Origin of the sequence: Pseudomonas sp. DR208 (assembly GCF_019823005.1) — a bacterium.
GTDB lineage: Bacteria > Pseudomonadota > Gammaproteobacteria > Pseudomonadales > Pseudomonadaceae > Aquipseudomonas > Aquipseudomonas extremorientalis.
Genome location: NZ_CP081944.1, coordinates 1020001 through 1040968 on the forward strand (window position 1 = coordinate 1020001; position 20968 = coordinate 1040968).

Genomic DNA, 20968 nt, shown 5'->3' on the forward strand with positions numbered 1-20968 from the left:
ATCGCTCAACGGATAAAAGGTACTCCGGGGATAACAGGCTGATACCGCCCAAGAGTTCATATCGACGGCGGTGTTTGGCACCTCGATGTCGGCTCATCACATCCTGGGGCTGAAGCCGGTCCCAAGGGTATGGCTGTTCGCCATTTAAAGTGGTACGCGAGCTGGGTTTAGAACGTCGTGAGACAGTTCGGTCCCTATCTGCCGTGGACGTTTGAGATTTGAGAGGGGCTGCTCCTAGTACGAGAGGACCGGAGTGGACGAACCTCTGGTGTTCCGGTTGTCACGCCAGTGGCATTGCCGGGTAGCTATGTTCGGAATAGATAACCGCTGAAAGCATCTAAGCGGGAAACTAGCCTCAAGATGAGATCTCACTGGAACCTTGAGTTCCCTGAAGGGCCGTCGAAGACTACGACGTTGATAGGTTGGGTGTGTAAGCGCTGTGAGGCGTTGAGCTAACCAATACTAATTGCCCGTGAGGCTTGACCATATAACACCCAAGCAATTTGACTACTCTAACGAGCATCAGATTGCGGTGTGTGAAGACGAAATGAACCGAAAGTTCGACGTTCACAAAACACCGAAAGCTGTCACATACCCAATTTGCTGAAGCGAGGCCCAGGCCGCGACTCAGTACCCGAATTTCTTGACGACCATAGAGCATTGGAACCACCTGATCCCATCCCGAACTCAGTAGTGAAACGATGCATCGCCGATGGTAGTGTGGGGTTTCCCCATGTGAGAGTAGGTCATCGTCAAGATTAAATTCCAGAACCCCTGATTGCTAACGCAGTCAGGGGTTTTGTTTTGGGCGGTCGGAAACTCAAGCACTACTTACCCCCCGACAAATTTGCACAGTTATTTCTGAACCAGAGCACTAGAATAGGCACCTAACCATTTTTAGAGCCAGAGCCCTATCTATGCCTGATCCGGCTGATGCCCTAGAGCTATCGGATTTACCACTGGACGACCTGGTGGCATGCCATGAGTGCGACTTGCTGATGCGCAAACCGGTGCTCTCCCTCGGCGAAAAAGCCCAATGCCCGCGTTGCGGTTACGAGCTTTACGCTCACCGCCACAATGTCGTTGAGCGAAGTCTCGCCTTGGTGCTGGCTGCACTGTTGCTGTATATACCCGCGAACTTTCTACCCATCATGCAGCTCAATCTACTTGGGCAGTCCTCCGAGGATACCGTGTGGAGCGGCGTTGTCGGTCTGTTCGATACCGGCATGCAAGGCGTCGCCGCCGTTGTGTTCCTGTGCAGCATGGGCATCCCATTGCTCAAGCTGATTTGCCAGTTGGCAGTACTGCTCAGCATCCGCTGGAATATCGGCCGCAGTTATGGACTGCTGTTGTACCGCATCTACCACCACCTGAAGGATTGGGGGATGTTGGAGGTCTACTTGATGGGGGTGCTGGTGGCGATCGTAAAACTCGCCGATATGGCGTCCATCACCATTGGCCTGGGCTTGGTCTGTTTTATCAGCCTGCTGATGGTTCAAGTACTGCTTGAGGTGGTGATGTCGCCCCACCAGATCTGGCAAGCGTTGTCAGGAGAGGATGATCATGCGGGCGATTGATGCAGGCATTCTGATTTGTACCGAATGCCACGAATTGAACAAACAGGACACTGATAGCGATGAGCAACTGTGCACGCGTTGTGGTGCGCTGGTCCATGCCCGCCGCCCCAACAGCCTCACCCGCACCTGGGCACTGCTGATCACGGCGGCCATCTTGTATATTCCAGCCAACGTGTTGCCCATCATGACCATCAATAGCCTTGGTCAGGGTGATCCCAGCACCATCATGGCGGGCGTGATCCAGCTGGTGCAGCATGGTATGTACCCCATCGCTGCCGTGGTGTTCATCGCCAGCATCCTGGTGCCGACGTTCAAGCTGGTCGGCATAGGTCTGCTACTGTTCTCGGTGCAGCGTCACCAACCGTTGTCCGCGCAACAACGCATTGTGATGTACCGCTTTATCGAATTCATTGGCCGCTGGTCCATGCTGGATATCTTCGTGATCGCCATCCTGGTGGCGGTTGTAAATTTTGGGCGACTTGCCAGTGTCGAGGCCAATCTAGGCGCTGCGGCGTTCGCCAGTGTGGTGATCTTGACGATGCTTGCCGCAGTAACTTTTGATCCCCGACTGATTTGGGATAACACGGAGTCGGACGACGACCATGAGTGATTTGCCAAAAGCTAAAACCCGCCCCGCCTCCAATTGGTCGGCCATTTGGGTGTTACCTCTGATTGCCCTGATCATCGGTGGCTGGCTGGGGTGGCGTGCCTATTCTCAACAGGGCATCGATATTCAGGTGCGCTTTGAGAGTGGCGAAGGTATCCAGATCAACAAAACGGAAGTGGTCTACAAAGGCATGCCGGTGGGCAAGGTCAAGGCCCTGGCCCTGGATGACGAGGGTAACAATCGCGGGGTGATTGCTACCATCGAGATGAACAAGGATGTCGAACAATACCTGAAGACCAACACCCGTTTCTGGCTGGTCAAGCCGAGTGTCAGCCTGGCCGGCATCACTGGCCTGGAAACCCTGGTGTCGGGCAACTACATCGCCGCCAGCCCTGGTGACGGTGAGCCCACTCGCAAGTTCAAGGCGCTCTCCGAAGAGCCGCCCTTGTCCGACGCCAAGCCCGGCTTGCACCTGACCATCAAGGCTGACCGTCTGGGTTCGCTGAACCGTGGCAGCCCGGTGTTCTACAAGCAGATCCAGGTGGGCCAGGTCAAAAGCTACTTGCTCTCCGAAGACCAGAGTACCGTCGAGATCAAGGTCTATATCGAACCGACCTACGCCAGCCTTGTGCGTAAACACACACGTTTCTGGAACGCCAGCGGCATCAGCATCGATGCGAACCTCTCCGGCGTGAAAGTGCGCAGCGAATCCCTCTCAAGCATCGTTGCCGGCGGTATCGCCTTCGCCACGCCGGAGAACCGCAAGGACAGTCCGCCTACGGACCCAAGCCTGCCATTCCGCCTGTACGAAGATTTCGACGCCGCTGCGGCCGGAATCAAGGTCAAGGTCACACTCTCCGACTTCGAAGGCCTGCAGGCTGGCCGCACTCCGGTGATGTACAAAGGTATCCAGGTCGGTAGCTTGAAAACGCTGAAGATCAATCCGGACCTTTCCAGTGCTAACGCCGAGCTGACCCTCGATCCCCTGGCTGAAGATTACCTGGTACAGGACACTCAGTTCTGGGTGGTCAAACCGTCTATTTCCCTGGCGGGTATCACAGGGCTCGAAGCCTTGGTCAAAGGGAACTACATCGCCATTCGCCCGGGGGACAAAGGGACGCCTCCACAGCGTGAGTACGTCGCACGGGCCAAGGCGCCACCGTTGGACCTGCGTTCCCCTGGCCTGCACATGGTGCTGTTCACCGACAACCTCGGTTCCCTGGATGTCGGCAGTCCGATCCTCTACAAGCAGGTCAAGGTGGGCTCGGTGCAGAGCTACCAGTTCTCGCGCAAGAACAAGCAGTTGGTGATCGGCGTCCACATCGAGAAAGAATACGAAAACCTGGTCAATGGCTCGACGCGCTTCTGGAACGCCAGTGGCGTCACCCTGACCGGTGGTCTCACTGGCGGAATCCAGGTGAAGAGTGAATCCCTGGCCAGCCTGATGGCGGGTGGCATCGCCTTCGAAACACCCGAGCAGAACGTTCCGCTGAAAAAACGCATCCCGCGTTTCCGCCTGTTTGCCGACCGCGATGCTGCCAACCAGCACGGTACCCTGGTGACCATCAAGGTCGACCGCGCCGACGGCATGCGTCCCGGCACTCCTGTGCGTTTCAAAGGCCTGGACGTGGGCAAGATTGAAAGTGTCGACCTCAGTGCCGACATGCAATCGGTACTGCTCAGTGCGCGTATCACCCAAGTGGCTGACCGCATCGCCCGCGCCGGCAGCCAGTTCTGGGTGGTCAAGCCTGAGCTGGGCCTGATGAAAACCGCCAACCTGGAAACCCTGGTCACCGGTCAATACATCGAAGTGCAACCGGCTGCGAAAAACGCCGGCCCGCAAAAGAGTTTTGTCGCGCTCGCCCAGCCCCCTGAAGCCGCCCATCAGGAAGCCGGCCTGAGCCTGACCCTCAGCGCCGCCCGCCGTGGTTCGCTGAAGGAGGGCGTGCCGGTCACCTACCGCGAAGTCACTGTGGGCAAAGTCACCGGCTACGAGCTGGGGCAAACTGCCGACCGTGTATTGATCCACATTCTGATCGAGCCCAAATATGCCCCGCTGGTCCGTGGCGGGAGCCGGTTCTGGAACACCAGTGGCTTTGGCCTCGACTTCGGCCTGTTCAAAGGCGCCACCGTACGCACGGAGTCCCTGGAGACGCTGGTCGCCGGCGGTATCGCCTTCGCCACACCCGATGGCGAGCGCATGGGCAATGCCGCCCGGCCACAGCAAACCTTCCCGCTGTTCGACAAGTTCGAAGATGAGTGGCTGACTTGGGCACCTAAAATCCCGCTCGGCAAATAAGCGCCACAAAAAAGGCCGCGATCCATAAGATCGCGGCCTTTTTGCATTTCAGCGCAGCACGTCAGACTTCATCCAACTCCGGCTCATCCGCCTGTACATTAACCGTTGCCTTCACCACATCATGACGGCGGATGTACTTCCAGTCCGCCTCATCAATGTAGATCCCATTCGGCCCGCTGCCGCCTTCCAGGTCGATCGCCACCTGGGCGGACACCTGCGGCTTCACACTGGCCAGGATTGGCACAAAGCCCAACTGCAAGCTGGTCTCCAGCAATGCGGCCTGGTTCTTCTCGTCGATATCCGCTGCCTCGTCAAGGTAATACGGCAAACGTACACGCCCGGCCTGGTCGCGGTCCATCAAGTGCAGCAACAGGTACATGTTGGTCAGCGCCTTGATGGTCATGGTGGTGCCGTTGGACGCGGCGCCATCGATGTCAGTATGAATCACCGGCTGGCCATGCACCTTGGTAATCTCGAACGCCAGTTCGAACAAATCCTTCAGGCCCAGCTGGTTGTGGTTGGCCGCCACCAGCCGCGCCAGGTACTCCTTGGCTTCTTCGTTCTTGTTGTCCTGCTCGGCGCTCTGGCTCAGGTCGAATACCGAGAGGGTTTCGCCTTCTTCATATTGACCGGCACTGTGGATGATCTGGTCGATATGCTTGAGCGCTTCCTTGTTCGGCGCCAGTACGATGCGGAAGCTTTGCAGGTTGGAGACCTGGCGCTTGTTGATCTCACGGTTGAACAACGCCAATTGATGCTCAAGGCTGTCGTAGTCGCTGCGGATGTTACGCAGGGTCCGTGCGATATCGGTGACCGCCGCACGGCGGGCCTTGCCGAGTGTCAACGCTTCATCCGTGCGGTGCGCATAAGCGTTGATCAGCAATTGCAGGCGACGCTCAACATCATCCTCGCTGTCGAACTTGGCCACGCCCTTGAGGCGAACCTGGGCGTACAGCGCCTCGATCTGGCCATCGGCGCGCAGCAAACCTTGCCAACTGTCCTGATAGTCATTGAGCAGCGGCAACAGGTTGTCCATGGAATCGTCGATCGGGTCCATGAACGGCGTGCCGAACGGCAGATCCGCCGGCAACAACTGACGGCGACGCAACGCGTCGTCCAGCGTACGTTGCTTGGCTTCCATATCGCCGATCTGGCGGCCCACCAGTTGCAGCTTGGCCGACAGCTGCTGAACGCGCTCGGTGAACGCATCGCTGGAGCGCTTCAACTCATCCTGCGCCGCTTCCATCTGCGCCAGGTTTTCCAGCTTCTCGCCTTCTTCGGCGCTCAGGGTTTGTGCACGGCGGAAGTCTTCAAGGGCCTTTTGCGCATCGAGCACCTGCTGGTACAGCGCTTCGGTCTGCGTCTTGCTCGCGGCACGGTCGGAGGCTACAGCCTGCTGGGTTTTCAACTGCTTGAGTTCTTTTTCCAGGCGTTCCTTCTGGTCACGCAACGCCGCGCGATCTGCCAGGGCCTGCAAAGCCGGCGGTTCGATATGTGAGATGTCGATGGACAGCCCCGGCACTTCAAAGCGCTCGCCCTTGAAGCCGTCGAGGATCTGCTCCAGGGATTTGACCCACTGGCCGTCTTCGTCAAGCGTGATGCCGTGCTCGCCCAACGGCAGGCTGAACAGCGAACTGTTGAACAGGCGCATCAGACGTTCGACGTCTTGCTGTGAGAATTCTTCCCGCAGTTTGGCGTAGCTGTTGTTGTCCGCATGGTCGAGCTGTTGCTTGACCGACTTCAAGCGCTTTTCAAGGTCGCGCAAACGCTCGTCCAGATCCTCGGCGCTGAACTGCCGCGACTGCGCCAGGGCGCCGGCCAACTCATCGTGGGCATCCTTGGCCGCCAGCAGTTGCTGTTCCAGCATCTTGACGTCATCCACCAGGGCAAATCGATGCTTGAGCACCGACAACTCGCCCAACCAACGCTGGATACCACTGATTTCCCGCTCCAGGCGCATCAGCTCCTGGGTGCCGCCACGCTGGTCGTTCTGCAGCGCGTCCTGCTCGTTGCGGTAGTGCTCGGCCTGGATCGTCAGTTCTTCCTTGCGTGCACTGGCGTAGTCCGACCAGGTGCCCAGCAGCGAATCCAGCAGCGGCGACAGGCGATGCAATTTGCCACGCAGCACGTCGCGCTGGCGAACACCATTGGACAGCGCTTCTACCAGCGGGCCGGCGGCGACCAGGGAGTTGTAGTCCTGCTCCATGCGCCTTACATCGCGGAAGGCTTCTTCGCACGCGGCGATGTAATCGACACTGCCGGAACGCAAGCTGTGTTCGAAGGCATCGAGAAACAATTGCTTGAGCTTGGCCGCAGTGATTTCACGCATGTGCAGCAGGTTGATAAACAGCGCGCGGAAGGTCTTCAGGCTCTGCTCGCTGGTGGAGCGCAGCGGAATCAACGTCAGGTCCAGCGGGATTGACGTATGCCCACCCACCAGCAAGCGACGCAGCTCATCCGGCTTGAGTTCGTAGGCTTTCAGGCCTTCGCGCTCAAGGTTGGTGAACAGCTCCTTCTGACGCAGGCAGGTGTCGTTCTTCTGGTAGTGCGCCAGGTCCAGCTTGCCGGCATAGGCAAAGAACTGGTGACCGAAACCACCGCCCGGGCCGCGCCCGACCACGCCGATCACGTGTGGGCCGTGGGGCAGCGAGACTTCCACGAGGATGTAGCTGGTGTCGGTGGCAAAGTAGAAGCGCCGCGATTGTTCCAGGGTGTACTTGCCGAAACTCATGTCCGACATGCGCGCCAGGATCGGGAACTGCAAGGCGTTGATCGACGCGGATTTACCCAGGTTGTTTGCGCCATATACCGACAGCGGCTCTTCCAGCGGGAACAGACCCAGGCTGTAACCGGCGGTGTTCAATAGGGCGAAGCGGCGGATGCCGTAGCGTTCCTTACTCATGCATCGGTCTCCTGTTCTTCGGCAATGGCGCGGGCCAGGGCGTCTTCATCGCTTTCATCGGCGAAGTCGCTCAAGTCGAGTGGGTCATCGGTTTTCAGCAATTTCTCATCGCTGTCTTCGTCGATGATCACCGGTGCCGGCAGCGGCAACACGCTGTGCACGCTGGCTGCCAGGTCGCGGTCTTGCTGCACCGACAGGCACACATCGAGGAAGCGGTGCATCGGCGGCAGGAAGCGATAGATGCCGTTGTCTTCGCTGGCAAAACCCAGCTGGGTCATACGGCGCATGATTTTTTCTTCGAGTTCTTCCTGGGTCTGCACTTCGGCCTGGATAAACAGGTCGCGGTACTTCTCCAGCAACGACGGCAACTCATCACGGCCCAGGCTGCCACCGTCGAGCACGGCAATCGGGTCGCGGCCCTGGTCGGCCAGGTGCTCGACGATGATGAAGGTGAACAACGCCAGGCGCTGGGCGGTCTTGTTGACCTGCGCGGCCGCCACGGCGGTGTCCGGCACGAAGTAGTAGAAGCCCCGCGTGTCGCATACCAGCTCAAAGCCCAGGGCCTTGAACAGCGTGCGGTACTGGTCCTGGAAGTTCGACAGTTGTGCGTACAGCTCCGGGTCGCGGCGGCTGATGTGGTAACCCTTGAACAGCTCGCGAAAGATCGGCGCCAGCTGGGACAGTTCGGATAGATCAAGATGCATAAGGTGTGCTCGCAGAATTCTCGGCTGCATCAGGGCTGGCCGGGAGCAGGGCGAAGGAGCGCAGGCTGACCTGGTGCTCGTGTGTGTGGTAGTCGCGGCGTTCCAGGCGTTCGCGCTTGAAGCGTTTTTCCCGCGAGAGGCGCGAGAACCAGTACAGCAATTCGTCGGTGGCGCCGTCGGGTTCCTGCTCCAGCAGCCAGGTCATCAGGTCTGGCATCGGCAGCGCGTCTTCGCAGCGCTCGAGCATTTCCTTGACGGTGCGCGGTGCGCGCTGGGCGTCGCCCTTGTGGGACTTGTGCGCCTTGGGAAAGCGCGCCGGTTTCGGCTCGAAATTCGCCAGGGCATACACGTAGGCTTCCACCTGGCTGGCACTGCCGAGGAAGGTGCTCTGCGGCCGGGTGAACATCGGCATCGCCGCCTGCGGGACTGCGTCCAGGCCTTTACGGCGAATGGCCGACAACGCCAGCGCCGCACCACGGGTCACGGCGTTGTGCCGACGCGCTTCTTCGCGCAGCGGTAGCAGCAGCTCGCGGGCGTGGCGCAGAGTCAGCTGGGCGCTGGTCTGCATCTCCAGGATGCGCGCGTGGGTGCGCAGCAGCATGTCGTCGTCCACCAGATGGCCGAGACGCTGCTGCTCGGTGAGCATGCGCAATAGCACATTTTCCACCTTGCGCACGCCTTGCTCGAAGGCGCCGTCGGCGTTCACCAGTTGGATCATCGGTTCGACGTATTCGTCCCAGGTCGCGAGGACCTCGGCATAACGCTGGCGCAACGGAATCTGGCGGTCGCTGGTCTTGGCGCGATCGGCCACTGCGGCGAGGGCCTGTTCGTCGTTGGCGAGTTTTTTCAGCACGTCGCGCACGCGCATGTCGAGCAGGCGCAACTGACGGGCCAGGTCGTGGCCATCACGGATATCGAAGGCGTCCTGGATATAACCGGCCAGGCGCTCGAGGTGGCGCAGGTAGGCTTCGATTTCCAGGCACAGGCCAAGCCGGTGCTCCTTGCGAAGATAGGCCAGGAAGTCGTGGATCTGCGCATTGAGCTCGAAACGGTTCGGGCTCTTGGCAACAGGCACCAGGATATCCAGGCGAATCCACACGTCCAGCAGGCTGGTGATGTCCTGTGGCGTGCTGTCCAGTTGTTGGGCGGCCAGTTGTGCGCGCAGTTCGCCCAGGCTCAGGGTGCCTTGGTCGAAGTGTTCGCACAGTGGCTCAAGCAGGGCCCAGTGTTCGGCGAGGGCGCGCAAGACGCGCTTGGGTTCGATCATTGGAATGGCCGGCTGGTTGGCGATTAAAAGTCGCGATTGTACTGCATCGGACGCGGGATTTATCCACAGCCGGTCAGTACGCAGTGGGCGATTGTTGCCGAACAGCGGTAGAATCCCCGCTCTTTAGTTATCCACAAGTGGCCGAGCTGTGCTTATCGAGTCCCGACGTCGCGCTTACTTGACCGCCATGCAGGTGGTCAACTGGCTGCCCCGCACCGAACTGCCGTTTGCCGCGCCGTCGCGGCCCGAGCTGTTGCAGGCGCTTGAGCCCTATGAGGCGTTCGAGTCTTCGGGCGAGGAAGCGGCTGCGCCGGTGGCGGTGGTCAAGCCCACGCCGGAGACGCGACCGGTGGTCGAGCGCGCCAAGATCGAAGTGCCGCGCCCCGTGCCGGTGACCAAGGCCGCCAAGGTGGTCGAAGAGGCGGCCCCGGTGGTCAAGGCCCCGGTGGTGCCGCCACCGCGCTTTGCCCTGCAATTGCTGCGCGCCGGGCGCTGCCTGCTGCTCGTCGAGTTGCCCACCGGCGAACGTTTCCAGACCCGCGACCCCGCCTACATGCTGCTCAAGGACATGCTGCGCGCCGCCGGCCTGCCCGACAGCCCGCAAATCGTCGGCGACCCGGTGCGCTGGCCGCTGCTGGTGCGTGGCAACATGGATCAAGGCCCCGAGGCCGCACGGGATTTCGTGCAAGGTTTTGTGTCGGCGCGCCTGGAAGACGAACCCTGCGCGTGCCTGTGGCTGATCGGCTTGCCCGCTGTGCGTTTTGCCGGCGAGGCCAATGCCGAAGCCTGGTACCGCGAGCTGCAGGTCGAAAGCCTGGGCTTGGTGTGGGCCCTGCCGGGCCTGGAATTATTAATGGAAGAGCCACAGCGTAAGGCTGATGTCTGGCAAGCCATGCGCCGGCTGATGGCGCGCTGGAAAACAACCGATGAGTGAGGCTTTATCCTTCCGCCCGATGACCGAGGCCGACCTCGACGCCGTGCTGAAAATCGAATACGCGGCGTTCAGCCACCCCTGGACCCGTGGGATCTTTCTCGATGGGCTGGGCAAGTACCAGATCTGGCTGATGTTCGAAGGTGAGCAGCAGGTGGGGCACGGCGTGGTGCAGATCATCCTCGATGAGGCGCATCTGCTGAACATTACCGTCAAACCGGAAAACCAGGGGCGCGGCCTGGGACTGGCGCTGCTGGAGCACTTGATGTCACGTGCCTACGCGGCCAATGCGCGGGAGTGCTTCCTGGAGGTGCGCGACAGCAATACCGGCGCGTTTCGCCTGTATGAGCGCTATGGTTTCAACGAGATCGGCCGTCGCCGGGACTATTACCCGGCTGTCGGTGGCCGCGAAGATGCGGTCGTCATGGCCTGCACCCTGGTCGACTAAATACATAGCCCATTGTGGGAGGGGGCTTGCCCCCGATGGCGGTGTACCAGGCACCTTATCAGTCTGACATGCCGCTATCGTGGGCAAGCCCCCTCCCACCTGTAGGACACGTTCTGTCAGCGGTTACCGTCTACTGGATCAATATCTGCCAATTCGGCCTCATCCAGGCCATTGCCCCCACCGATCTCATCCTCATCGACGATACTCAGGTCCCAGTCCGCCGGTTCGCCTTCGCCCGCTTCCTGAGCATCCCTTGCTCCATCTTCATGGATCAGCGTTTCAGGGCTCATGTCATCGTTCGTCGCTTCATGGTCTTCGGTCGAAGCCCCAGTCAGCCCGGCCTCCCGCACCCGTTCGTCGCCGATATGCGTGGTGGGCGCGTCTTCGTCAAAATCCAGCTCGCGCATCGAGCCCATGCGATCTTCATTGTCATCAATCGGTTCGGGCTGTGTAGCGCCGTAGGGGCGTCGTGATTCAGTCATGGCCAATCCTCATACTGTGGGGCTTATAGTGTGTGGACAGGCTGCGCGGCCTAAAGATTCAAGCTAATTCACGCTTGTTATTCGCCGGCAGGGCGTGACCTGGACGTGGGGTTGTCAGTCACAAAACTGCGCATCATTCCTGAGGCTTTCCCTGATGAACGAACTACAAGACCTGCTTGATAACAATGAACGCTGGGCGGACGCGATCAAACAGGAAGATCCCGAATTCTTCGCCAAGCTCGCCCGCCAGCAAACCCCGGAATACCTGTGGATCGGCTGTTCCGATGCCCGCGTACCGGCCAACGAGATCGTCGGCATGCTGCCGGGTGATCTGTTCGTGCACCGTAACGTGGCCAATGTGGTGCTGCACACCGACCTCAATTGCCTGTCGGTGATCCAGTACGCGGTGGACGTGCTCAAGGTCAAACACATCCTGGTCACCGGCCACTATGGCTGTGGCGGCGTGCGCGCCTCGATGCAGGACCGTCAGTTCGGCCTGATCGACGGCTGGCTGCGCACCATTCGCGACCTCTACTACGAGAACCGCGACCTGCTGGCCCAGTTGCCAACTGAAGAAGAACGCGTCGACCGTCTCTGCGAGTTGAACGTGATCCAGCAAGTGGCCAATGTCGGGCACACCAGCATTGTGCAAAACGCCTGGCACCGTGGGCAGAGCCTGTCGATCCACGGCTGCATCTACGGCATCAAGGACGGCCGCTGGAAGAGCTTGAACACCACCATCAGTGGTTTCGAGCAGTTGCCACCGCAATACCGCCTGCGTCCGCTGGGCGAAGCCTAAGAGCGTTTACGGTCGCACCACTGGGCCATGAACGCCTGCCCCTCGGCGTTCAATGGTTCATCGCGACCGGTAATCCAGCCCCGGCAGTTCAATTCGCCGCATTGGCAGGCGAACTGCCGGAACAGCACGTCTTCGGTCATGGCGTAATCCACGGTCAGCAGGGTGTCGGCCTGGATTTCGTGCAACGTCCAGACCTCCAGGTAGTGCAAGTCGAGAAACACGTTCGGTTTGCACGAATGCGACAGCAGGCCACTGAACCAGCAGTCGTAGAGGTGGATACGCGACGATAACTGCAACGTGTGCAGGCGTCTTTCGCTCAGGGCGTAGCCTGAGATCTTGGCGATGCACACACGGCTGTCAAAGGCCACGCGCGCCTTGACTCCCACGCCCACCCCTTGAATGTTGTGCACCACCTCGAATTGCCTGTCCGTTGGGTAGCCTTGCCCGAGCGTGGACTTGAAAGGGTAAAGGCTGTCACCCACAGCGGTTTTAGCCTTATCCATGGCCTGAGTTTTCATAACTCTCCTGGTTTAGGCTGCATCGACCTGCGGGTGGTGGCTGACTACCAGTCTTGCAGCGGATGGGCGCGGCTCAAGACTCGCCGAACATGGACCTGATTTCTACTGTCAATGTTGACAGTAGAAATCGGCTGTTTTTTGTGCAATTTACAGCACCGGCGCGCTGATCGTCGGGAGTGGTGCTGCATTGCGCAGCTGTTTCAATTGGGTCTTGATGGTTGGCGTGGCGCATTTGGCATTCGCATCTTCCGGGGATAGATTGCGCACCGAGGTGTAGAACAGTTCGCACGTCTGCTCCTTGCGGGTGACTTGCCAGGTAGTCGTGCACGCCTTGAGCAGTACGTTCGGATCGCTCGCGGGTTTTTGGCCCATCCCGGCCTGCCAGCAGGCGGCGCTGAGATCCTGGCCCATCACCTTCAAACCGGCTTCGTCGGCTTTCTGCTCGTTGCCGTCGTAGGTGTCGGGGCTTGCCGCATACCAGATGTAACTGGGGTGGTTGGCACCCAACACCGAAACAGTTTGGCCAGCGGCGGGGCTGATCTGCGCCAGGCCCAGTACTGCCACGGTCTGCCCGTATTGTTGCTTGATCCAGCTGCGCACCGGTGCGCCGAACGCCACCATGGGCAATGCCCCTTTGGTGGACAGGCTCAACTCCCGGACCATGCGCGTCTGGTAATCGGTGAAGTAGCTGTAGACGGTTTCCAGGTCCTTGCCCGCATTGGAGGGCGCGGCGATGGGGGCGATATCGATGATGGTCTGGTAGGCCGGCGTTTCGGTGGCCGGGATGCCATTCTCCGTGAGCAAGGTGGCCCAGCGGTCGGTGGTGGCCGATTCAAGGTAGTCCTGGGCCTGGGTCAGCGAGTAGTCCGGCGGGAAGTGCAGCAGCTCGATGCTCTTTCGATTGTCCAGGGCCATGCCCAGCGGCAGGAACAGGTACCAGTTGTAGGCCCACTTGCCCTCGCTGTTGAGCTTGCTCGCGCCTTGATAGGCCAGGTCGGCGGTATTGAGCAAGGAGGTCAGCGGTTGGCCATAATTGTCCGGCACGCCGCTGAAGGTCGCCGAAACCTGCCCGTCATGGGTCCTGACGCTGACTTTCGCCCGGGTGTACCCATCCCGTTGCAGGCTCTGGTTCAGGTAATGCTCGGCAGTCTGTTCCAGCGTCCAGGGCCGGAAGCAGATTACGTTGCAGTTGTTGGGGAAAGCGAACAGCTTGGTCACACGCTGCGTGCTCCCCAGCGGTACATCGACATCGGCCTGTACGACCGCACTCGCCATCAGTGCGGCCAGGGTGAAGGACAGCCTGGTTGGTTTGAACATTGTTATTTCCTTGTCAGCGAAAGCCCGTCTGCGCGGGGTGAAAGCCCACCTCCACACAGTAGCGGCTGACCAGGAAAACCGCGTGCTAATTCAGCGGGCATGTCGCTATTGGATAAGAAAACCTACACGCTGAACTGCAAAGCGTTGCTCAAGTCGCCCATGGGTTTCTGACCGCGGGCGATCATCGCGTCATCGCGTTGCTTGAGGCCGTCCAGAGTCTCGAGCTGGAACACCCGGGTGATCAAGCGCAGGATCGACCCGGTGTCGTATACCGTATGGTCCACCGTGCCTTTGCGGGCGAACGGCGACACCACCAGCGCCGGAATCCGCGTGCCAGGCCCCCAGCGGTCGCCCTTTGGCGGTGCCACGTGGTCCCACCAGCCGCCGTTTTCGTCGACGGTCACCACCACCACCATGTTTTTCCACTGCGGACTCTCTTGCAGCACCTTCAAGGCACGGGCGATATGGCGGTCGCCAGACGCCACGTCGGCATAGCCCGCGTGCATGTTCAGGTTGCCCTGGGGTTTGTAGAAGGTCACGGCGGGCAGCTGGCCGGCCTGGGCGTCGGCGAAGAACTTGTTGGTGCTCGACTCGTCCCCCAAACCGCCATCGCGCAGGCGTTTGTCGCGCTCGACGCGGTTCTCGGGGCCCTGCTGCTTGAAGTAGTTGAACGGCTGGTGGTGATACTGGAAGTTCGGGATTTTTGGAATACCGCCCGAATCCTTGAACTGGTCCAGCGTCGCTTGCCAGGCGCCGGCGTACCACGCCCAGTCGACGTTCTTCTTCGACAGCTTGTCGCCGATGTGTTCGTGGGTTTGCGGCACCAGCACGTTGGGCAGGTCTGGCTTGGAATAGTCCGGATTTTCCGGGTCGCGGATCCAGGTCGGCCAGTACGGTGGAGCCAGAGTGTTCACGCCGTAGCCATCCGGGGTCAGCGCGCTGGGGCCGAACTGCGGCGGGCCGGTCATCGCGCTGGCGGGGGACTTGTCCAGGGGCTTGAGGCGCGGGTCGGTGGGGTCATCGCTTTGCAGCGTGGCGATCTGCGCCTTGGCCACCGATTGCGCGGCATTCGGGTAAAACGGCGCGGTGGCGCTGATCAGGTATTGATGGTTGAGGAACGAACCACCAAACGCCCCCTGGAAGAAGTTGTCGCAGAGCACAAACTCCTTGGCCACGTCCCACAGGCGCAGGGAATAACGGCTCTGGGCGTAATGGCCCATCACCAGGCCGCCCGAGTCGGCCCAGGCGACGAAGTTGTCGTTCTTGCCGCCGTTGATCTGCATCTGGTTCTGGTAGAACACGTGCCACAGGTCACGGGTGACCAGGCTCAGCGGCAGGTCTTCGGCGTTCGGGCCCTTGAGGGCGAAGGGCGCGTTGGGCAGGTTCTCCTGGAATTGCACTTCGCTGGGGTAGGTCACCCCGTCCACCGTTTGCGGGCCGACTTGCAGCACACCACCCCAGGTTGGAGGCAGGGTCGTCAGCAGGCTGCCATCGCGGTCACGCTGCTGCGTGTCGGCGGCGGATAGCGCCGACAGCGGTTTCTCAACACCCGGGAAGTCCGCAAACAAGTTGTTGAAACTGCGGTTTTCGGCGTAGATCACCACCACGGTTTTCACCTGCTCACGCAAGGCCTTGTCCAACTCTTGCGGCGTCAGCGGCCGCGCCACCGGTTTACCCGGTGCTTCGCTGGTATTGCCGCAGGCACTCAAGGTTGCGCCAACCCCCAGCACCGCCGCGCCCCCCAGGAAACGACGACGGCTGGTGTCGACTGGCGGTTGGGCTGCGGAATCGGGGGAAGGGCGGTCTTCGTGCTCGTCGCTCATTGCGGGGAGTCCTTGGCGAGGTGTTGCAAGATATTTCGCAGGACGGTAGCAATGCAATGTGACGGAACGAAGACAGTGATTTGAATCAGCGGATCACAGCAGGCGCAGCGCCAACTCGCTGCCGGCGCGCAAGTACTCCACCTGCGCCGTCACCGCGTCCTTGACGATGGCCTCGCCCGTGTCGGTCAGCCTGGCCTTCTTTGCATCGACGACAGTGGTCTGCAACAACTGCATGGCCACGTCGATCGATTTCTGGAACGCGGTCACGTTGTTGTGCAGGCCGAACTCCTTGATCACCGCGTCCATGCGGCGATCTGCGTCGTCGCGCAAGGTCCTGTATTCAGTGACTGAAACGTTGCCGTCCTGGTAGATATCAGTGATCAACTCTTCCAGTGATTTGGATAGGGGCGTCATCGGAGTTCCTTGTTGCTAGGTGAGTAGGAGTCCGAGTCAGGTTAATCAAAGGTATTGGTGGGTGAAGCCAGAGATTGCCATTCATCCGCGTGAGATAAGCCCACGCGCTCGATCAGACATGAGTCACATCCGCTGAGCTGCCACTGATGCGATCACCTTTGTTGATTGCTTGGGTAAAGAGGGTTTTCTGGAAGACAAGTGTACTCAGCAAGCGGTGATCATGAGCCTGATCATCATTGGTGAAGCTTCGACGAAAATCATGGACCAGTATCCGGATTTTGCGTGAAGTCACCCGCAAATCCCATGGCGTAGCATGCGCGGAATGCGCAACCGAATCGCCCACGGTTATTTCGATATCAACCTTGATGTGGTTTGGGACACGATCCAGAGCGCCCTGCCTGATCTATTGGAATGTTTTCCTGTTGCGCCTGAATGAAGCACCTGTTGCAGCAACAAATGCTTCATCCATTGGTCAGGGCATTACCGGCGGCAAATACTTCAACGTCGTCCCCAGCGCCCACAGCAGGAACAAGACCAGCGGCGTGTGCACCAGCAACTGCACGAACGAAAAGCCAATCAGGTCCCGCGCTTTGAGCCCCAACACCCCCAGCAGCGGCAGCATATAGAACGGGTTGATCAGGTTCGGCAGCGCCTCGGCGGCGTTGTAGATCTGCACCGCCCAACCCAGGTGGTATTGCAGGTCATTGGCCACTTGCATCACGTATGGCGCTTCGATGATCCACTTGCCGCCGCCCGACGGGATAAAGAAGCCCAGCACCGCCGAATACACGCCCATCAGCAGCGCGTAGGTGTCATGGGAGGCGATGGAGGTGAAGAAGGTGGAGATATGGTGCGCCAGGGTCTGGCCGTCGCCACCCTTGACCACGGTCATCAGCGCGGCGATCGAGCCGTACAGCGGAAACTGGATCAGCACGCCGGTGGTGGTCGGCACCGCACGCGCCACCGCATCGAGGAAGCTGCGCGGGCGCCAGTGCAGCAGGGCGCCGGTCATGATGAACAGGAAGTTATAGGTGTTCAGCCCTGAAATAGCACTGATCGCCGGTTTGGTCGAGAACTCATGGAACAGCCAGCCGGCCGCCAGCAATGCCAGCAGGATGGTCAGCAAGGGGCTGTGCTCGAGCCACTCACCCGGGCGGGCGGGGGCTTGCAGTTTGGGCAGGTTGAACGCCGGGTCGACCCCACAGGCCTTGGCATCGCGGGCGCTGTTCGGGCCGGGTGCGGTGGCGTAGGCGATGATCAGCGACACCACGATCAATGCCAGCAACAGCACGCCGGATTGCCACAGGAAGATGGTGTCGGTGAACGGGATCACTCCCGTGATCGACAGAATCGACGGCGGCAGGCTGGCCGGGTTGGCCTGCAACTGTGCCGCCGATGACGACAACCCCAACGCCCACACGGCGCCGAGCCCCAGATACGCCGCCGCACCGGCAGCACGGTAATCCATGCGCAGATCCGTGCGACGCGCCAGCGCCCGCACCAGCAAACCGCCAAACACCAGGGACAAGCCCCAGTTCAGCAACGAGGCGACCATCGAGATAAGCGCCACCCAGGCCACGGCCGAGCGGCCATTCTTTGGGATACGCGCCAGGCGGTCGATCAGTTTCACGGCGGGCGGCGAGCTGGCGACGACATAACCGCCGATCACCACGAAGGCCATCTGCATGGTGAACGGGATCAGGCTCCAGAACCCATCACCAAAGGCCTTGGCGGCCTCGGTCGGTGCGGCGCCCATACCCAGGGTCGCCACGGCAACGATGATCACCGCAAGGGCGGCGAATACCCAGGAGTCTGGAAACCAGCGCTCGGCGAAATTGGAACAACGCAGGGCAAATCGGGCATAGCGGCTTTCTTCGATAGCATCGGCCATGAGTCTTTCCTCTTATAGTTATTAGGTGCAGGCGATTTTTCCGGCATGTTCCGCTACGGCCATTGATATGGGAATGCAGTTATCTTCATCGATCCATGAGGAAAACAAATATATCTGCCGCGATTGCCATCATTGGGCTCAGCTCATAACCTGCACGCCATTTTGTTTGTCTGCCGAGCCTCCACATGACTGCCACCTTTCCTACGCAGGCGCAGCGTTTTTCCCGCTCCGACTACAAAACCCTGGGCCTGGCCGCCCTCGGCGGTGCCCTGGAAATCTACGATTTCATCATCTTCGTGTTTTTCGCGCTGACCTTGAGCCAGCTGTTCTTCCCGCCGGAAATGCCTGAGTGGCTGCGCCTGCTGCAAAGCTTCGGCATCTTTGTCACCGGTTACCTGGCGCGCCCGCTGGGCGGCATCCTGATGGCGCACTTCGCCGATCACGTGGGACGCAAGCGCGTGTTCAGCCTGAGCATCCTGATGATGGCCTTGCCCTGCCTGCTGATCGGGATCATGCCGACCTACGCGCAAATCGGTTACTTCGCCCCGCTGATCCTGCTGGCGCTGCGCGTACTGCAAGGTGCGGCGGTCGGCGGTGAAGTGCCCAGCGCCTGGACCTTCGTCGCCGAACACGCGCCGCCCCACCATCGCGGCTATGCCCTGGGCTTCCTGCAAGCCGGCCTGACCTTCGGCTACCTGCTCGGCGCCCTCACCGCCACGCTGCTGGCGCAGGTCTTCACCCCCGCAGAAATCCTCGACTACGCCTGGCGCTTCCCATTCCTGCTCGGCGGTGTGTTCGGCGTGATCGGCGTGTGGCTGCGCCGCTGGCTCAGCGAAACCCCGGTGTTCCTCGAAATGCAGGCCCGCCGCCAGGCCGCCGCCGAACTCCCGCTGCGTACCGTGCTGCGTGACCATCGCGCGGTGTTGCTGCCCGCGATGATCCTCACCTGCGTACTCACCTCCGCCGTGGTCGTACTGGTAGTGATCACCCCGACCATGATGCAGAAAACCTTCGGCATGAGCCCCAGCCACACCTTCGCCCTGAGCGCGTTGGGCATCGTGTTCCTGAACATCGGCTGCGTCCTGGCCGGCCTGTTGGTGGACCGCATCGGCGCCTGGCGCGCGGTGCTGGTCTACAGCCTGATGCTGCCGGTGGGGATTGCGGTGCTGTACGCCAGCCTGATCAACGGCGGGATCTGGCTGGGCGCGGCATATGCCGTGGCGGGCCTCAGTTGCGGCGTGGTCGGCGCGGTGCCGTCGGTGATGGTCGGCCTGTTTCCGGCGCAGGTGCGGGTGTCGGGGATTTCCTTTACCTACAACATTGCCTACGCGCTGTGGGCGAGTACCACGCCGCTGCTGCTGATTGCGTTGATGCCGACCAGCCCGTGGATCTGCGTGGGGTATTGCGTGGTGATGGGGGCGGTGGGGGTGGGGAGTGTGGCGTTGTTTGGAAAACAGCACGCCGTGGATGCTGTTACAAATGCCACGTAGGGCCATCAATTGACCGGATTTGCCGCCGTTTCTATAGTCCTGGCCACCCCTGAGCAGCATTCAGAACCTTATGAACCAGACGGCTTTTATCAATCCCGCCATCCTTTCCTGGTCTCGCCAGCGGGCGGGTTTGTCTGAGGCAAAAGTTGCCAAAAGTCTCACGATGCATCTGGAGCGTGTCAGGGAGTGGGAAGTAGGTCAGAGCCTTCCTACGTTTAACCAAGCGCAAAAAATGGGCCGTTATTGCACATATCCCTTTTGGTTTTCTTTTCCTCAAGGTTCCGCCGCAGGATCATCTTTCTATCCCCGATCTGCGTACTGGGGAGGGTGTTTTTCCTGACAAACCCAGCTTGAATCTAATAGACACCGTGAGAGACGTGCTCCGTAAACAAGAATGGTATTTGGAGTACTTGCAGGACCACGAGCGTTCTCCGCTGCCTTTCGTGGGAAGTTTCAGCAGTCGTTCGCCCATCAAGGAAGTGGTTGCAGATATTCGTCGCGTCCTCGGTGTGACGGATGACTTTGCCCGTATGAGCTATGAGGACTATTTCAGGGCCTTGGTAAGTGGCGCCGAGGACGCTGGCATTCTCGTCATGCGCAGCGGGGTTGCCATGGGAGACACCCACCGAAAACTTGATGTGAGTGAGTTTCGAGGATTTGCGATCAGCAACGCGATGGCTCCCGTGGTGTTCATCAACAGTGCGGACGCACCCACGGCGCGGCTTTTTACATTGATGCATGAGCTGGCGCATATCTGGATTGGCAGCCCGGGTGTCTCCGATGGCAACAGTCACAGTGCCCGCCAGGAAGAAGCTTTTTGCAATGCTGTGGCGGGAGAGTTCTTGGCGCCGGAGCTGGTTTTTCGGGGGCACTGGGATTCGAATATTCACTGGGAAGGAAACCTGGCTCCCTTGGCCGGACGCTTTCACGTCAGCACATTGGTGATTGCCCGTCGTGCCCGTGATCTTGGCTACATCAGCAGTGATGAATATGACGCTTACTACCGTCGTATCTTGCAGGCGTATCGAGATAAGGACGGCAGTGGAGGGGACTACTACCGCACCGCGTCGATCAGAAACAGCACCCGTTTGAGCAAGGCTGTTCTGGCAGAAGCGCAGAGCGGACGCATTCTGCTGCGAGAAGCGGGGAAACTGCTGGGGGTGCAGCCTGCCAAGTTGAAGACTTATGGGATGAAACTATCGGCATGAAGCATCTATTGGATTCGAACACGCTGATCGAGGCCAAGAACCGTTATTACGCAATGACGGTTTGCCCAGGTTACTGGGCATGGATTCTTCAACAACACCAGGCTTTGGAGATTGCCAGTATCGTGCCGGTCAGGGACGAACTCGCCAGGGGCAATGACGATTTGACCCAATGTGTGCTCACTGTTCGGTGTGCCTTACATGAATACATTTGAGTTGCTTGGCAAGCTCGATGCTCGTTTTGTTTTGCATCAGTAAAACCATTGAGGGGAAGAGCTCTTCCCCTCAGTACGG

17 protein-coding genes, 2 rRNA genes and 2 pseudogenes (1 of these 21 cut by a window edge) are annotated in these 20968 nt (G+C 59.9%); 12 read left to right on the top strand and 9 right to left on the bottom strand.

What is annotated here, in order from left to right; all coding sequences use genetic code 11:
* The 5 genes from K5K89_RS04335 to K5K89_RS04355 form a co-directional block, all read left to right on the top strand.
* A 23S ribosomal RNA gene (locus K5K89_RS04335) occupies window positions 1-487 on the top strand (it extends 2405 nt beyond the left edge of the window).
* 155 nt (window positions 488-642) lie between these two features.
* A 5S ribosomal RNA gene (gene rrf / locus K5K89_RS04340) occupies window positions 643-758 on the top strand.
* Between the two features lie 159 nt (window positions 759-917).
* Window positions 918-1577: a paraquat-inducible protein A gene (locus tag K5K89_RS04345; RefSeq protein WP_071490978.1), complete on the top strand. Its 660-nt coding sequence runs from the start codon at window positions 918-920 to the stop codon at window positions 1575-1577.
* Window positions 1564-2187: a paraquat-inducible protein A gene (locus tag K5K89_RS04350; RefSeq protein ID WP_071490979.1), complete on the top strand. Its 624-nt coding sequence runs from the start codon at window positions 1564-1566 to the stop codon at window positions 2185-2187. Before K5K89_RS04345 ends, K5K89_RS04350 begins: the two co-directional genes overlap by 14 nt.
* The gene (locus tag K5K89_RS04355) at window positions 2180-4483 is read left to right on the top strand and encodes a PqiB family protein (RefSeq protein WP_222540921.1); all 2304 of its coding nucleotides are present in this window, start codon (window positions 2180-2182) and stop codon (window positions 4481-4483) included. The genes K5K89_RS04350 and K5K89_RS04355 overlap by 8 nt, the downstream gene beginning before the upstream one ends.
* Window positions 4484-4544: 61 nt before the next feature.
* Here the strand turns inward: K5K89_RS04355 and mksF are convergent, their stop codons facing one another.
* From mksF to mksB, 3 genes are read right to left on the bottom strand one after another with little or no spacing between them, the layout of a single operon-like run.
* On the bottom strand, window positions 4545-7385 hold the full coding sequence (mksF, locus tag K5K89_RS04360) for an Mks condensin complex protein MksF (RefSeq protein ID WP_222540922.1): 2841 nt from the start codon (window positions 7383-7385) through the stop codon (window positions 4545-4547).
* A complete protein-coding gene (gene mksE, locus K5K89_RS04365) occupies window positions 7382-8089 on the bottom strand; it encodes an Mks condensin complex protein MksE (protein WP_222540923.1) in 708 nt (235 codons plus the stop codon). Before mksE ends, mksF begins: the two co-directional genes overlap by 4 nt.
* Entirely contained in the window at window positions 8079-9356 is a 1278-nt protein-coding gene (mksB, locus tag K5K89_RS04370; protein WP_071490983.1) for an Mks condensin complex protein MksB, read from the bottom strand. The genes mksE and mksB overlap by 11 nt, the downstream gene beginning before the upstream one ends.
* A 187-nt stretch (window positions 9357-9543) precedes the next feature.
* On the opposite strand from mksB, the gene K5K89_RS04375 reads away from it, so the two are divergent.
* A complete protein-coding gene (locus K5K89_RS04375) occupies window positions 9544-10290 on the top strand; it encodes an energy transducer TonB (protein WP_222541680.1) in 747 nt (248 codons plus the stop codon).
* Entirely contained in the window at window positions 10283-10735 is a 453-nt protein-coding gene (rimI, locus tag K5K89_RS04380) for a ribosomal protein S18-alanine N-acetyltransferase (RefSeq protein WP_003188286.1), read from the top strand. Before K5K89_RS04375 ends, rimI begins: the two co-directional genes overlap by 8 nt.
* A 116-nt stretch (window positions 10736-10851) precedes the next feature.
* On the opposite strand, the gene K5K89_RS04385 is transcribed toward rimI, so the two are convergent.
* A complete protein-coding gene (locus K5K89_RS04385) occupies window positions 10852-11217 on the bottom strand; it encodes a serine kinase/phosphatase (protein ID WP_071490985.1) in 366 nt (121 codons plus the stop codon).
* Window positions 11218-11371: 154 nt separating this feature from the next.
* On the opposite strand from K5K89_RS04385, the gene can reads away from it, so the two are divergent.
* Entirely contained in the window at window positions 11372-12016 is a 645-nt protein-coding gene (gene can / locus K5K89_RS04390) for a carbonate dehydratase (protein WP_010213394.1), read from the top strand.
* On the opposite strand, the gene K5K89_RS04395 is transcribed toward can, so the two are convergent.
* The 4 genes from K5K89_RS04395 to K5K89_RS04410 all read right to left on the bottom strand — a co-directional run bounded on the left by K5K89_RS04395 (window position 12013) and on the right by K5K89_RS04410 (window position 16088).
* Window positions 12013-12534 carry an SET domain-containing protein-lysine N-methyltransferase gene (locus K5K89_RS04395; protein ID WP_071490986.1) on the bottom strand — a complete coding sequence of 174 codons (522 nt, stop codon included), beginning with the start codon at window positions 12532-12534 and terminating at the stop codon, window positions 12013-12015. The two genes, can and K5K89_RS04395, sit on opposite strands and share 4 nt — an antisense overlap.
* Window positions 12535-12681: 147 nt before the next feature.
* The gene (locus tag K5K89_RS04400) at window positions 12682-13851 is read right to left on the bottom strand and encodes a hypothetical protein (RefSeq protein ID WP_222540924.1); all 1170 of its coding nucleotides are present in this window, start codon (window positions 13849-13851) and stop codon (window positions 12682-12684) included.
* A gap of 122 nt (window positions 13852-13973) precedes the next feature.
* Window positions 13974-15674: an acid phosphatase gene (gene acpA / locus K5K89_RS04405; RefSeq protein WP_102591650.1), complete on the bottom strand. Its 1701-nt coding sequence runs from the start codon at window positions 15672-15674 to the stop codon at window positions 13974-13976.
* A 93-nt stretch (window positions 15675-15767) separates the two neighbouring features.
* Window positions 15768-16088, bottom strand: coding sequence for a hypothetical protein (locus K5K89_RS04410; RefSeq protein WP_071490989.1), 321 nt, complete (start codon window positions 16086-16088; stop codon window positions 15768-15770).
* Between the two features lie 151 nt (window positions 16089-16239).
* Here K5K89_RS04410 and K5K89_RS04415 point away from each other — a divergent pair.
* A pseudogene (locus K5K89_RS04415) lies at window positions 16240-16524 on the top strand (DUF86 domain-containing protein).
* Between the two features lie 36 nt (window positions 16525-16560).
* Here K5K89_RS04415 and K5K89_RS04420 read toward each other — a convergent pair.
* Window positions 16561-17979 carry a short-chain fatty acid transporter gene (locus tag K5K89_RS04420; RefSeq protein WP_092240514.1) on the bottom strand — a complete coding sequence of 473 codons (1419 nt, stop codon included), beginning with the start codon at window positions 17977-17979 and terminating at the stop codon, window positions 16561-16563.
* 185 nt (window positions 17980-18164) lie between these two features.
* Here K5K89_RS04420 and K5K89_RS04425 point away from each other — a divergent pair, with 185 nt between their 5' ends.
* The 3 genes and pseudogenes from K5K89_RS04425 (at window position 18165) to K5K89_RS04435 (ending at window position 20889) form a co-directional block, all read left to right on the top strand.
* Window positions 18165-19469, top strand: a complete 1305-nt coding sequence (locus tag K5K89_RS04425) for an MFS transporter (RefSeq protein WP_222540925.1) — start codon at window positions 18165-18167, stop codon at window positions 19467-19469.
* A 70-nt stretch (window positions 19470-19539) separates the two neighbouring features.
* Window positions 19540-20677 (top strand): annotated as a pseudogene (locus K5K89_RS04430) (ImmA/IrrE family metallo-endopeptidase).
* Window positions 20674-20889 (top strand): DUF4411 family protein, encoded by a 216-nt coding sequence (locus K5K89_RS04435; protein ID WP_409996305.1) that lies wholly within the window; start codon window positions 20674-20676, stop codon window positions 20887-20889. Before K5K89_RS04430 ends, K5K89_RS04435 begins: the two are co-directional and overlap by 4 nt.
* Window positions 20890-20968 lie beyond the last annotated feature (79 nt).

Coding starts and splice junctions, on each gene's coding strand:
- K5K89_RS04345 (WP_071490978.1), top strand. CDS start 918: ATGCCTGATCCGGCTGATGCCCTAGAGCTATCGGATTTACCACTGGAC.
- K5K89_RS04350 (WP_071490979.1), top strand. CDS start 1,564: ATGCGGGCGATTGATGCAGGCATTCTGATTTGTACCGAATGCCACGAA.
- K5K89_RS04355 (WP_222540921.1), top strand. CDS start 2,180: ATGAGTGATTTGCCAAAAGCTAAAACCCGCCCCGCCTCCAATTGGTCG.
- mksF (WP_222540922.1), bottom strand. CDS start 7,385: ATGAGTAAGGAACGCTACGGCATCCGCCGCTTCGCCCTATTGAACACC.
- mksE (WP_222540923.1), bottom strand. CDS start 8,089: ATGCATCTTGATCTATCCGAACTGTCCCAGCTGGCGCCGATCTTTCGC.
- mksB (WP_071490983.1), bottom strand. CDS start 9,356: ATGATCGAACCCAAGCGCGTCTTGCGCGCCCTCGCCGAACACTGGGCC.
- K5K89_RS04375 (WP_222541680.1), top strand. CDS start 9,544: ATGCAGGTGGTCAACTGGCTGCCCCGCACCGAACTGCCGTTTGCCGCG.
- rimI (WP_003188286.1), top strand. CDS start 10,283: ATGAGTGAGGCTTTATCCTTCCGCCCGATGACCGAGGCCGACCTCGAC.
- K5K89_RS04385 (WP_071490985.1), bottom strand. CDS start 11,217: ATGACTGAATCACGACGCCCCTACGGCGCTACACAGCCCGAACCGATT.
- can (WP_010213394.1), top strand. CDS start 11,372: ATGAACGAACTACAAGACCTGCTTGATAACAATGAACGCTGGGCGGAC.
- K5K89_RS04395 (WP_071490986.1), bottom strand. CDS start 12,534: ATGAAAACTCAGGCCATGGATAAGGCTAAAACCGCTGTGGGTGACAGC.
- K5K89_RS04400 (WP_222540924.1), bottom strand. CDS start 13,851: ATGTTCAAACCAACCAGGCTGTCCTTCACCCTGGCCGCACTGATGGCG.
- acpA (WP_102591650.1), bottom strand. CDS start 15,674: ATGAGCGACGAGCACGAAGACCGCCCTTCCCCCGATTCCGCAGCCCAA.
- K5K89_RS04410 (WP_071490989.1), bottom strand. CDS start 16,088: ATGACGCCCCTATCCAAATCACTGGAAGAGTTGATCACTGATATCTAC.
- K5K89_RS04420 (WP_092240514.1), bottom strand. CDS start 17,979: ATGGCCGATGCTATCGAAGAAAGCCGCTATGCCCGATTTGCCCTGCGT.
- K5K89_RS04425 (WP_222540925.1), top strand. CDS start 18,165: ATGACTGCCACCTTTCCTACGCAGGCGCAGCGTTTTTCCCGCTCCGAC.
- K5K89_RS04435 (WP_409996305.1), top strand. CDS start 20,674: ATGAAGCATCTATTGGATTCGAACACGCTGATCGAGGCCAAGAACCGT.